Annotated in this window: 10 protein-coding genes; 9 read left to right on the forward strand and 1 reads right to left on the reverse strand. The window is 42.3% G+C overall.

Annotated elements, in window-relative coordinates; all coding sequences use genetic code 11:
* Positions 1-358: 358 nt before the first annotated feature.
* From ilvD to leuB, 9 genes are all read left to right on the forward strand, one after another.
* A complete protein-coding gene (gene ilvD, locus QZT73_RS12555; RefSeq protein WP_291777831.1) occupies positions 359-2035 on the forward strand; it encodes a dihydroxy-acid dehydratase in 1677 nt (558 codons plus the stop codon).
* A 17-nt stretch (positions 2036-2052) separates the two neighbouring features.
* Positions 2053-3735 (forward strand): biosynthetic-type acetolactate synthase large subunit, encoded by a 1683-nt coding sequence (ilvB, locus tag QZT73_RS12560; RefSeq protein ID WP_291777833.1) that lies wholly within the window; start codon positions 2053-2055, stop codon positions 3733-3735.
* A gap of 16 nt (positions 3736-3751) precedes the next feature.
* Complete coding sequence (gene ilvN / locus QZT73_RS12565) at positions 3752-4261, forward strand: acetolactate synthase small subunit (protein ID WP_291777836.1); 510 nt, start codon at positions 3752-3754, stop codon at positions 4259-4261.
* Positions 4262-4272: 11 nt separating this feature from the next.
* Positions 4273-5316, forward strand: coding sequence for a ketol-acid reductoisomerase (gene ilvC, locus QZT73_RS12570; RefSeq protein ID WP_291777839.1), 1044 nt, complete (start codon positions 4273-4275; stop codon positions 5314-5316).
* Between the two features lie 7 nt (positions 5317-5323).
* Positions 5324-6835 (forward strand): 2-isopropylmalate synthase, encoded by a 1512-nt coding sequence (locus tag QZT73_RS12575; protein ID WP_291777849.1) that lies wholly within the window; start codon positions 5324-5326, stop codon positions 6833-6835.
* Between the two features lies 1 nt (position 6836).
* Entirely contained in the window at positions 6837-8237 is a 1401-nt protein-coding gene (gene leuC, locus QZT73_RS12580; RefSeq protein ID WP_291777843.1) for a 3-isopropylmalate dehydratase large subunit, read from the forward strand.
* 17 nt (positions 8238-8254) lie between these two features.
* On the forward strand, positions 8255-8845 hold the full coding sequence (gene leuD / locus QZT73_RS12585) for a 3-isopropylmalate dehydratase small subunit (protein WP_291788457.1): 591 nt from the start codon (positions 8255-8257) through the stop codon (positions 8843-8845).
* A gap of 249 nt (positions 8846-9094) precedes the next feature.
* Positions 9095-10714, forward strand: coding sequence for an alpha-isopropylmalate synthase regulatory domain-containing protein (locus QZT73_RS12590; RefSeq protein WP_291788459.1), 1620 nt, complete (start codon positions 9095-9097; stop codon positions 10712-10714).
* Positions 10683-11744: a 3-isopropylmalate dehydrogenase gene (gene leuB, locus QZT73_RS12595; RefSeq protein ID WP_291788461.1), complete on the forward strand. Its 1062-nt coding sequence runs from the start codon at positions 10683-10685 to the stop codon at positions 11742-11744. The genes QZT73_RS12590 and leuB overlap by 32 nt, the downstream gene beginning before the upstream one ends.
* Before the next feature lie 973 nt (positions 11745-12717).
* On the opposite strand, the gene tnpA is transcribed toward leuB, so the two are convergent.
* The gene (gene tnpA, locus QZT73_RS12600; protein WP_291788464.1) at positions 12718-13179 is read right to left on the reverse strand and encodes an IS200/IS605 family transposase; all 462 of its coding nucleotides are present in this window, start codon (positions 13177-13179) and stop codon (positions 12718-12720) included.
* Between the last annotated feature and the right edge of the window lie 165 nt (positions 13180-13344).

Raw genomic sequence — 13344 nt, forward strand, 5'->3', positions numbered from 1 at the left:
GGAACATTATTTTGAATTTTCTAAAAGGCTGAAAATTAATTTAGATGATGAACTGAATAATCAGTATTTTAAAAAATATAATTCTTTTAAAAAATATTTGGCATACATAATAAAACTATTAATGCCTCAAAAAATGAAATTAAATATTGTATCTGTCAGAATTCAGACGTAATATTGTATGAACATTTAAAACAAAGCAATCATATGTTTGAATTGGTCACTCCCCTCAGCTTTATTATTCTCATTTGTAATAAATGATGAGGCGCTAGACTATTTGAACTATCAACCATAGAACCAAAAGTGCCTCAGTCAATGGGGCACTTTTTTTATAAACCTATTTTGACCTGTTATTAAGAATATGAGTCTCAAAAAACACAGTTGGGAAATCAGCCAGAACGAAGAGCATCCCGCAGGCAAAGCGATGTTGTATGCTACGGGGATGACGGACAAACAGATGAACCAGCCCTTCTTGGGGATAGCAAGTTGTGGCTATGAAAGTAATCCCTGCAACATGCACCTGAATGACTTTGCCGGTCTGATCAAGCAAGCTTCCAAAGCCTATGATCTGACCGGTTTGATTTTTAATACCATGGGGATATCAGATGGGATATCTATGGGAACAGCTGGGATGCGTTACTCATTGGTTTCCAGGGAAATCATTGCAGATTCAATTGAATCTTTTATTCTGGGCCATTCTTTTGATGCCTGTGTGGCTGTTGCTGGCTGTGATAAGAACATGCCTGGAGCTGTTATGGGGATGTTGAGAATCAACAGGCCCTCTATCATGGTTTATGGGGGCACCATTCGTTCGGGGAATTACAAGGGAGAAAAACTTAATATTGTATCCGCATTTGAGGCTTATGGCAAGCGTATCAAAGGGGAAATGAATGATGAGGACTACCAAGGTGTCATACAAAACGCCTGTCCTGGGGCAGGGGCTTGTGGTGGGATGTACACCGCCAATACCATGTCTTCAGCTATTGAGGCCATGGGCATGTCTCTTCCTTATTCTTCTTCTACACCCGCTAATGCGGAAGAAAAACTAAAGGAATGCCAAAAAGTCAATGAGTACATCAAGGTGCTATTGGAAAAGGATATCAAACCAAAGGATATTGTTACCAAAAAAAGTCTGGAAAATGCAGTCCGCGTTGCAGTAGCCCTAGGAGGGAGTACCAATGCAGTTTTGCATATTCTGGCCATTGCCAAGACGGCTGGTGTTGATTTCACATTGGAAGATTTCAAGCGGGTGAATCATGAAACCCCACTTTTAGGAGATTTTAAGCCTTCCGGAAAATACCTGATGGAAGATTTATTTGAGCAGGGAGGACTGCCGGCATTTATGAAATATTTGCTCAACAAGGGTTTGCTGCACGGGGATTGTATGACGGTAACAGGGAAAACGCTGGCGGAAAACCTGGCTGATATAGACCCGGTAGTACCATCTTTAGTCAATGTAATCCATCCTATTGAGCAGCCTTTAAAGGAAACAGGCCATCTGTGTGTATTGAAAGGTAATCTTGCACCTGAAGGGGCAGTAGCTAAAATTTCAGGTAAAGAAGGAAAATCTTTTACTGGTCCTGCGCGGGTATTTGATTCGGAAGTTGAAGCCAATGAAGGTATAAAAAACAAAATGGTAAAAAAGGGGGAAGTGATTGTAATTCGGTATATAGGTCCGAAAGGAGGTCCTGGAATGCCGGAAATGCTTAAGCCTACTTCAATGATCATTGGTGCAGGCTTAGGAGCTGATGTAGCCCTAATTACAGATGGAAGATTTTCAGGTGGGACTCATGGATTTGTGGTAGGACACGTAACGCCAGAGGCCTACTCCGGAGGTCCAATAGGGCTGATTAAGGATGGAGATGTAATTACTATAGATGCGGATAGTCTTACTTTGAAGGTGGCATTGACAGAGCAAGAGCTTGCAGAAAGGAAGGAAAATTGGAAGAACAAAGATCTTTCAGGCCTTCAAGGTACTTTGAAAAAATATAACAAATTAGTTGCCTCCGCTTCCGAAGGGTGCGTGACCGACAAATAAATTAAACTCAAAAGACCATGATGAGAGGAGCAGATATCGTTGTCAGATCACTTATTGCTGAGAATTCAGAATATATTTTCGGTTATCCCGGGGGAGCCATCATGCCGGTTTATGATGCACTTTATGATTACAGTGAGCAGATCAAGCATGTATTGACGCGACATGAACAAGGAGCGATTCATGCTGCTCAAGGTTATGCCAGGGTCTCCGGAAAAGTGGGGGTAGTCTTAGTAACATCTGGGCCAGGGGCCACCAACTTGATCACAGGTCTTGCGGATGCTCAAATAGACAGTACACCTTTGGTTTGCATTACAGGTCAGGTAGCGGCCCATCTTTTGGGTTCTGACGCCTTTCAGGAAACAGATGTGGTAGGACTTTCCATGCCCGGAACCAAATGGAATATTCAGGTAAGGCGGGTGGAGGATATCGCACCAGCCATCGCCAAGGCTTTTCATATTGCAAGAACAGGAAGGCCGGGACCAGTATTGGTAGATATCACCAAAAATGCCCAAGTAGAATTCGGAGAATTCAATTATGCTCCATGTTTGGCAGTAAGGTCCTTTAGGCCTTATGTCACCATTGACAGAAAGGCGGTCCAATCGGCTTCTGAATTGATCAACACAGCCAAGAAACCTTATGTACTTTATGGTCAGGGAGTAGTGCTTGCTAAAGCAGAAGCGGAATTAAAAGCTTTCTTGGACAAGACGGGGATACCAGCAGCTTCTACATTACTAGGATCTGGAGCTATACCTCAAGATCATGCTTCTTATGTAGGTAAATTGGGGATGCATGGAAACTATGCGCCCAACCTATTGACCAATCAATGCGATGTATTGATTGCTATAGGTATGCGATTCGACGATAGGGTAACAGGTGACCTGAAACGTTACGCCAAACAGGCAAAAGTGATCCATTTGGAACTTGATCCTGCTGAAATTGATAAAAACGTGAAGACTACGGTGGCTTTGCAGGGAGACTGTAAAGAGAGCTTGGCCTTGTTGACAAAAGCAGTGAATAAAAATGCACACCCTGAGTGGATGGAGCGCTTCCGTGAGCTTGAAAATGAAGAAAAAATGGCTGTTATGACCAATGATCTTCATGGAACGCATGGAGGACTACATATGGGTGAAGTTATACGTTTGGTTAACCAGTTTAAAGAAGATGATGCCATCCTGGTGACCGATGTGGGGCAGCATCAAATGATTGCATGGCGGTACTTTGACTATAAGACTACCAGAACCCAAGTAACATCGGGCGGTTTGGGGACTATGGGATTTGCTTTGCCGGCTGCTCTTGGTGCGCAGTTACACGATTATAAAAGGCAGGTCATATGTGTAGTCGGCGATGGTGGAATACAAATGACCATTCAGGAATTAGGGACCATTATGCAGACCAAAGCACCTGTAAAAGTTGTTTTGCTTAACAATAATTATTTGGGCATGGTACGCCAATGGCAACAATTATTTTTCGATAAGCGGTATTCCTTTACCGAATTGGAAAATCCGGATTTCATCAAAATCGCTGAGGCCTACAGCTTCAAAGCGAGGAAAGTGACAGAAAGAGATGATTTGGAAGCATCAGTTGCCGAAATGTTGTTGCATCAAGGACCTTATTTTCTGGAAGTCGTGGTGGAAAAAGAAGACAACGTTTTCCCAATGATTGCTACAGGTTGTTCTGTTGAAGAAGTAAGGTTAAGCTAATCCAGAACACACATTTATGAATCGATATACCATATTAGTTTATACAGAAAATTTCATTGGTATCCTCAACAGGATTACCATCATCTTTACCAGAAGGGGCATTAATATCGACGCCTTGACTGCCTCAGAAAGCAGGTTGGATGGCATACATAAAATCACCATCGAAGTCACTGTAACAGAAGAGCAGATCATCCAACTTACCAAACAGATTGAAAAAATAGTGGATGTGATCAAGGCCTATTGCTTCAAGGATGATGAGGTGGTCTATCAGGAAATTGCCCTTTACAAGGTGCCTATAGAAAGTTTGGATCCAGGACTGGAAAAAGTAATCAGGCAATTCAATGCACATATCATTGCTGCAGAAAAAGAGTTTGTCGTGATTGAATTCACAGGGCATAAAGAGGATACCCAAGCCTTATTGGAGATTCTCAAGCCTTTTAACTTGTTGGAGTTTTCCCGTTCGGGAAGGGTGGCTATTGCCAAACCCAAATTTTCTGTTCAAGAGTATTTAAATAATCAAACCTAATACATAACACTATGAAACTGAAATTCGGATCAGTAGAAGAAAATGTTGTCACCAGAGAGGAATTTCCTTTGGAGAAGGCAAGAGAAGTATTGAAAGATGAAGTGATTGCCGTTTTGGGCTATGGGGTACAAGGTCCAGGTCAGGCATTGAACCTCAAAGACAATGGCTTCAATGTGATCGTAGGTCAAAGAAAAAATTCTAAAACCTGGGATAAAGCAGTAGCTGACGGTTGGGTACCGGGTGAAACTCTGTTCGAAATTGAAGAGGCCTGTCAAAAAGGGACCATCATTCAATTCCTACTTTCTGATGCTGGTCAGATTACCCTTTGGCCTACTGTTAAAAAATACCTGACACCTGGAAAAGCGCTTTATTTTTCTCATGGATTCGGAATTACTTACAAAGAAAAAACAGGTATTATTCCTCCTGCTGATATAGATGTGATTCTGGTAGCCCCTAAGGGCTCAGGTACTTCCTTAAGAAGAATGTTTGTGGAAGGCAGGGGTTTGAATTCCTCTTATGCTATATTCCAAGATGGTACTGGCAGGGCAAAAGAAAGGGTAGTTGCCCTGGGAATCGGAGTAGGTTCCGGTTATTTGTTTGAAACGGATTTTTACCGTGAGGTGACTTCTGACCTTACAGGGGAAAGAGGAACCCTGATGGGGGCTATTCAAGGAATCTTTGCAGCACAGTACGAAGTATTAAGGGCTAATGGACATACACCTTCTGAGGCTTTTAATGAAACAGTAGAAGAATTGACCCAAAGCTTAATGCCTTTGGTGGCAGAGAATGGTATGGACTGGATGTATGCCAATTGCTCCACTACAGCACAAAGGGGTGCTTTGGACTGGTGGAAACCATTCAGAGATGCCACCAAACCCGTATTTGAGGAGCTTTATAACAGTGTAAAAACTGGGAAAGAGGCACAAAAGTCCATTGATTCTAATTCAAAATCCGATTACAGAGAAAAATTGGAGGAAGAGTTGAAGGAATTAAGAGAATCAGAAATGTGGCAGGCGGGAGCCGTAGTCAGAAAATTGAGACCCGAAAATAACTGATAAAATGATGAGTGAAAAGCTATGGATATTCGATACTACACTCCGTGATGGAGAGCAGGTACCCGGTTGTCAGTTGAACAGCCAGGAAAAGATAGTGGTGGCTAAGGCTTTGGAAGCACTGGGAGTAGATATCATTGAAGCTGGATTTCCAATTTCCAGCCCTGGTGATTTCAATTCAGTAGTTGAAATTTCAAAAGCAGTTTCTAATCCTATCATCTGCGCCCTTTCCAGAGCTGTGGAGAAGGATATAGAAGTAGCTGCTGCAGCACTCCAATATGCAAAAAAGGGAAGGATACATACAGGTATTGGTGTGTCGCCTTATCACATTCAGTACAAACTGAGATCTACTCCTGAAAACATCATCGAGAGAGGGGTGAAGGCTGTAAAATTTGCCAAACGTTTTGTGGAGGATGTGGAATTCTATGCAGAAGATGCAGGAAGGGCAGAGCTTCCTTTTCTTGCAAAAATCATTGAGGAGGCCATTAAAGCTGGGGCTACTGTAGTCAATATTCCGGATACTACGGGTTATTGTCTTCCGGAGCAATACGGTGCGATTATCCGTTACCTGAAAGAAAATGTATCCAACATCGACAGGGCTATCATTTCCACCCATTGTCACAACGATTTGGGAATGGCTACAGCCAATACCATTTCCGGCATTCAGCATGGGGCAAGACAGGCCGAGCTGACCATCAATGGCATTGGTGAAAGGGCTGGTAATACCTCCTTGGAAGAAGTAGTGATGGCCATTAAATGTCATCAAAGCATACCTGTCCATACTGACATCAAAACCGAAAGGATTTATGGTACAAGCCGTTTGATTTCCAAGTTGATGAATATGCCGGTTCAGCCAAACAAAGCCATTGTGGGAAGGAATGCTTTTGCACACTCTTCCGGTATTCATCAGGATGGTGTTTTGAAACATAGAGAAAATTATGAGATCATTGATCCGAAAGAAGTTGGTGTACATGAATCTTCTATCGTATTGACAGCAAGAAGTGGAAGGGCAGCATTGAAACACCATTTGGATAACCTTGGTGTTGTGCTTGAGGGTGAAGACCTGAATAAGGTTTATGAAGAGTTCCTAACCCTTGCTGATTCCAAAAGGGATATAGGACCAAAGGACCTTTTGGCCTTGGTTGGTAAATATATGGATGAGTCCACCTTTATCGAATTACAGGAGATCAGTTATCAGTCCAATGGTGCCATCAAAGCAGATGTGAAATTGAAAATTGGTGATAAAAGCCATCAAGCCACTTCTTCCGGGAATGGTCCGGTTGATGCTGCGCTAAAAGCCATAGAGTCTATTGTAAAACCACATTATGTATTGGAAGAGTTTCTAATTCAGGCCATTACTGCAGGCAGTGATGATGTTGCAAAAGTACACATGCGTTTGATGCAGGGGGAAAAACCGTATTATGGCTTTGCTTCTCATACAGATATAGTGCTGGCTTCTGCGCAGGCTTTTGTGGATGCCTTAAACAAAATACCCGTCAAAGACAAAGTGACTATCGATTAACATGGAAAAGAAAACATTATTTGATAAAATATGGGATGCACACGTTGTCCGTTCTGTACCGGACGGGCCCGATGTGTTCTTCATTGATAAACATTTTATTCATGAAGTAACCAGTCCGGTTGCCTTTCTGAATTTGGAAAAACGTGGAATAGGTGTGCTTTATCCAGAGCGGACCATAGCTACTCCGGATCACAATGTTCCTACGGTAGACCAGGATAAGACCATCAAGGACAAATTATCCCGTATGCAGGTTGAAAAACTTCGGGAAAATTGTAAAAAGTATGGGATAGAGTTGCACGATCTGGGTTCAGCGCATCATGGCATTGTCCATGTGATCGGTCCGGAATTGGGGGTTACTCAACCAGGCATGACCATCGTCTGCGGGGATAGTCATACATCTACCCATGGAGCTTTCGGAGCCATCGCTTTTGGTATAGGTACTTCTGAAGTGGAAATGGTGCTGGCTACGCAATGTATCATGCAGACCAAAGCCAAGAAAATGAGAATTACCGTGGATGGAGAGTTAGGAAGGGGGGTAACTTCGAAGGATATTATACTGTATATCATTTCCAAGATTTCCGCTGCAGGAGCAACAGGCTATTTTGTAGAATATGCGGGTTCAGCCATTCAAAAGCTCAGCATGGAAGCGCGGATGACCATTTGCAATATGAGTATTGAAATGGGAGCAAGAGGGGGCTTGATTGCCCCCGATGAAACCACCTTCAATTACCTCAAAGGCAAACAATATACCCCAAAAGGAGCAGACTGGGAGAAAGCGTTGACCTATTGGAAAACGTTAAAAACAGATGAAGGGGCAGTTTTTGACAAAGAATACCATTTCGATGGCAATGATATTGAGCCGATGATTACCTATGGTACCAATCCAGGCATGGGGATCAAAGTAAAAGACAGTATTCCCACCACCGAAGGCATGGAGGGCAGTAATAAGGCCTCATTTATGAAATCCTTGGATTATATGGGGTTTGCACCTGGGGAACCAATTAAGGGCAAGAAAGTGGATTATGTATTTGTAGGGAGTTGTACCAATGGTAGAATCGAAGATATCAGGGCCGTAGCAGGATTTGTAAAAGGAAGGCAGAAAGCCAGTAACATCACAGCTTGGATAGTACCTGGTTCTAGAGAAGTAGAGAAAATGGCTCATGAGGAAGGTTTGGTTAAAATTCTAGAAGCAGCAGGTTTTGAACTCAGGCAACCAGGTTGCTCGGCCTGTCTTGCAATGAATGATGACAAGATTCCCGCGGGTAAATATGCAGTTTCTACCTCTAATAGAAACTTTGAAGGACGTCAAGGTCCTGGAGCAAGGACACTTCTCGCCAGTCCTTTGACCGTTGCTGCTGTTGCAGTTACCGGAGAAATCACAGACCCCAGAGATGTATTTTAATTAAAAATTGCAAAAAAATGCCTTACGATAAATTTAATTTGCTGAAAAGCACAGTAGTGCCCTTGTCCAGTGAGAATGTGGATACTGATCAGATCATTCCTGCCAGATTTCTCAAAGCCACTGAACGGGAAGGTTTTGGAGATAATCTCTTCAGAGATTGGCGTTATGATTCTGAGGGCCAACCTAAAAAGGATTTTGTATTGAATGATCCTACCTATTCCGGTAAAATCCTATTGGCAGGTAAAAATTTTGGTTCCGGTTCCAGCAGAGAACACGCAGTTTGGGCCCTTTATGATTATGGATTCAGATGCGTAGTTTCCAGCTTTTTCGCAGATATTTTTAAAAATAACTGTCTGAATATCGGTGTATTGCCCGTAACAATCAGTCCCGAATTTGCGGAGACTCTTTTTCAGGCGGTTGAAGCTGACCCGAATACCCAGGTGACGGTAGATCTTGACAAGCAGACCATTACCTTATTAAGTACAGGTCAGTCAGAACAGTTTGATATCAATATTTACAAGAAGGAAAACATGAAAAATGGTTTTGATGATATCGATTACCTTCTCAACATTAAAGTCGAGATAGAGGAGTTTGCATCGAAAAGGTAAGGCGGATTTCAGGACCGAGCGTTAATAAAATGTGGAGTGGACCCCCGAAAGCTTTCGGGTTAGAGAGGTGCCAGGATGCAGGGAGAGGATTTAGAATGTAGAATGTAGAATTAGGATTGGAGTGAATGAATATCAATGGCTAACCTTAATCCATAATTCTTCTTCCAATCAACCAATTACTGATCACTAATTACTTATCAATCTTCTCTAATTAATAATCCCTAATTAACTAATAACCAATCAACCAATATGGGTTATCAAAGGAAAATAGAAATCATGGATACTACCTTAAGGGATGGAGAACAGACTTCGGGTGTTTCCTTTTTACCTTCTGAGAAGCTTCAGATAGCCAAATGGTTGCTTGAGGAATTGAAGGTAGATAGGATTGAGGTAGCGTCTGCCAGGGTATCTGAAGGAGAAATGGAGGGTGTAAAAAGGATAACTCAGTGGGCATCGGAGAAAGGCTTTCTGGATAGGGTAGAGGTCTTGGGATTTGTGGATACCCCTGCATCTGTGGATTGGATAACAGCTGCAGGTGGTAAGGTGTTGAATCTTCTGACCAAAGGCTCTTTGAATCATTTGATCCATCAGCTTCGCAAAACCCAAGCACAACATTTTCAGGAAATTCAGGAATGTGTTCGTTATGCCAGGTCTCAGGGGCAATGCGTGAATGTATACATGGAAGACTGGTCTAATGGCATGCGCAATTCTCAGGAATACACCATGGATTTGATCGGCATGTTATCTGAATTAGGGGTTCGGAGGATCATGTTGCCAGATACTTTGGGATTATTGAATCCCAGAGAAGTCTCTCATTTTATCAGGTTGATTACAACAGAGTTTCCAGACACACATTTTGATTTCCATGCCCACAATGATTATGATCTATCTGTAGCTAATGTTTTGGAGGCTATTCATAATGGAGTGAGTGGAATACACACCACAGTCAATGGCCTGGGAGAAAGGGCTGGTAATGCACCTTTGGAATCTATTACGGCTGTAATTAAGGATTTTACAGATTTCAAATTGAATATTAGGGAAAATAAGATTTATCGGGTGAGTAAGTTGGTAGAACAATTTTCCGGACAGCATATCCCTGCCAATAAACCTGTGGTCGGTGAAAATGTCTTTACCCAGACTGCCGGTATCCATGCGGACGGGGACAATAAAAAGAATCTCTATTTCAATGACCTGATGCCTGAGCGTTTCGGTAGGCAAAGGAAATATGCATTGGGAAAGACTTCTGGAAAGGCCAATATTGTCAAGAATTTGCAGGAATTGGGAATTTCTCTGGACCCTGATGAATTGGTCAAGGTGACCCAAAGAATTATTGAATTAGGAGATAAAAAGGAGAGGGTGACAACAGAAGACCTTCCCTATATTATTTCTGACGTATTGCAGAACAATTCTATTAGCCACAACATATTTATTGAGGGCTACAATCTGAGTCATTCCAAGGGACTCAAGCCCACCGTTCAATTGAAAATTAATATTTATGGAGAAAGTTATGAGGAAGGCGCATCAGGAGACGGTCAATATGATGCCTTTATGAATGCACTGAGTAAAATTTATAAATCTATTCACCAGAAATTACCCAAACTAACCAATTATCATGTCACCATTCCTCCGGGAGGGAAAACAGATGCCTTTGTGGAAACGGTGATCACCTGGGATTATGGCAGGATTTTTAAAACCAAAGGTCTGGACAGTGATCAGACTGTAGCGGCTTTAAAGGCTACAGAGAAAATGCTGAATATCATTGAGCAATTGGATAAAGGGAATACAAGTCCTATTAAAGGACAGGAAATCAATCCAGAAACAGAAAATACAACATTATATGGAAATGAACATCGCGCTGTTGCCGGGTGACGGCATCGGCCCAGAGGTAATTGCTCAGGCTGTAAAAGTGGTCAGAGCAGTAGGAAAGAAATTCGGACACACCATCCACTTTGAAGAGGCAGTCGTTGGTGCGGCGGCCATTGACAGTACCGGAGATCCTTATCCTGACAGCACCCATGAGGTTTGTCTGAGGGCAGATGCTGTGCTTTTTGGGGCCATTGGAGATCCAAAATATGACAATGATCCAAAAGCCAAAGTCAGGCCAGAGCAGGGTTTGTTGAGGATGAGGCAGAAGCTGGGTTTATTTGCCAATGTCAGACCGACTTTTACCTTTCCTTCCTTGATCCATAAATCGCCTTTGAAGCTCGAAAGGGTAGAAGGCGTGGACTTTGTTTTTTTTAGGGAGCTGACAGGAGGGGTATATTTTGGAGAACCTCGGGGACGAAATGAGCAGGGGACGAAAGCCTTTGATACCAATGTGTATTCCAAAGAAGAGATTACCCGTTTGGCCAGAATGGGTTTTGAAGCCGCACAAAAGAGAAGAAAATTACTCACTTGTGTGGATAAGGCCAATGTTTTGGCTACTTCACGGCTGTGGAGGGAGACCGTTCAGGAACTGGCCCCTGAATATCCTGATGTTAAAGTGGAATATGAATTTGTAGATGCCGTGGCAATGCGTCTGATTCAATGGCCCAAAGCTTATGATGTATTGATTACGGAAAACCTTTTTGGGGATATTTTGACCGATGAAGCTTCGGTGATATCCGGTTCCATGGGATTGATGCCTTCAGCTTCTTTGGGTACTGAGAATAAGCTTTTTGAACCCATTCATGGTTCTTATCCACAGGCGGCGGGTAAAGACATTGCCAATCCATTGGCTACAATATTGTCTGCGGCCATGATGTTTGATTATGCATTTGACATGAAGGACGAGGCCCAGGCCATTACCGATGTAGTGAATAAGTCTTTGGCGGAAGGAGTGGTGACAGAGGATATTGCCGAAGGGGGTAAGGCCTACAAGACTTCCGAGGTGGGGGATTGGTTGGCGGTGAATGTGTGAGGAATAAGAGCCAAGGCAAAAGGCAAAAGGAAAAAGGGGTAGCTCGGTTTTCAGGACTGACCGTTAAGCAATCAGCCTTTTGGCTGATTTTAGGGAGGGACCAGGATGCAGGCGAGGAGAAAACCATTCAGATTTAAGGGGTTAAAGGGTTCATTAAGGTTTTTTGGATTGAGGCTTTCCTTGCTCTGATGGTCTGCCACTAGCATAGGTCTTTCCTTGTCATTTCGACTGTAAGGAGAAATCTATAATAAACCAAGAAATGAGATTCTGATAGATTTCTCAGTCGTTCCTCCTTCGAAATGACAAGGTGAAGCCTTTTTGTATTTCACTCGTATTCTTGAAGGGAAGGTCTTGATTAATCTTCCTTTTTAAATGAAGAACAATATCATAGCCTTTTATCAAACAATACCAACAGGCCGTCCCACAGGGACGGTGGGGGTCATTGAAGCGCTGGATTTGCTACCGATGGGTTGTGTCGCTGGCACAATTCCCTGAAATCCAAAAATTGAATAAGGTAGGAAATTAATCGATAGAAAGAGATTTGGAATTGGGGACGGCAGCAATTGCAAGGATAATCCGGTTTTCAATTTTGTAGAGTTTAATTAAAGGAAGAGAAAACAATAGGGGATGAATCAGATCCCATAGGGATCCCCTATAGTTAGCAAATGGATGGTCGATGGTACGATTCAATCCCAGAGGGATTGCCCATCGTTAGCCAATTAACGTGCAATCCTATCCACCAATCCCGTAGGGATTGCCTATCGTTAGCTAATTAGCATTTATTTGTGCCCCATAATCCCAGCGGGATTACCCATTGTTAACTAGAATTACAGATAAATCAACCACCAATCCCGCGGGGATTTCCCATCGGTGGCAGATTGACAATTGAATTCGCGCGTCAATCCTGAAGGGATTGCCCATTGAAAAATTCCCTTTTCTTAATTTATCCGGATGCATTTGAAATAATGACCTTTTATAACACAGGTTTGAACAAATACCTTTCCTCAAATGGAACCTGAAATTTTTCCAACATCTCGGTATACTCCTGCAAAAAGGTCTTTTTCTTATGATGTTCCTCCTGTAATTGAATATATTTAATAACCCTGCTGATATGGGACCTGCTGTAAGAAAATGCACCATATCCATCCTGCCATGAAAATTTTGATTTAGTCAAACCGGAATCATTAATAAAGTTCATCGATCCGATTTTTGTTTCTTTCATCAAATCAGAAATTGATTGATGAGGCCTAAGTCCAATAAGTATATGGACATGGTCAGGAACCCCATTAATGGCCAGTAATTTATGCTCTCTTTTTTGAATGATTCCTGTCATGTATTTGAACAGATCATCTTTCCATTCAGGTCGGATTAAAGTGGCTCTGTTTTTCACCGCAAAAACTACCTGAATATGAATTTGGGTATATGTATTTGCCATAGTTTTTAAAAATTTAGGATATGAATTTAAAAATGTAGATACACAGATAAAAGAAATTGAGTGAAGTTAATCGGATAAATTAAATTTTACAGGCCGTCCCGCTGGGACGGTTGGGGTTTATTTAGGCGCTGGATTTGCTACCGATGGGTTTGCCGCTGGCACAAT

Source organism: Cecembia sp., from assembly GCF_007126775.1.
Taxonomy (GTDB): domain Bacteria; phylum Bacteroidota; class Bacteroidia; order Cytophagales; family Cyclobacteriaceae; genus Cecembia.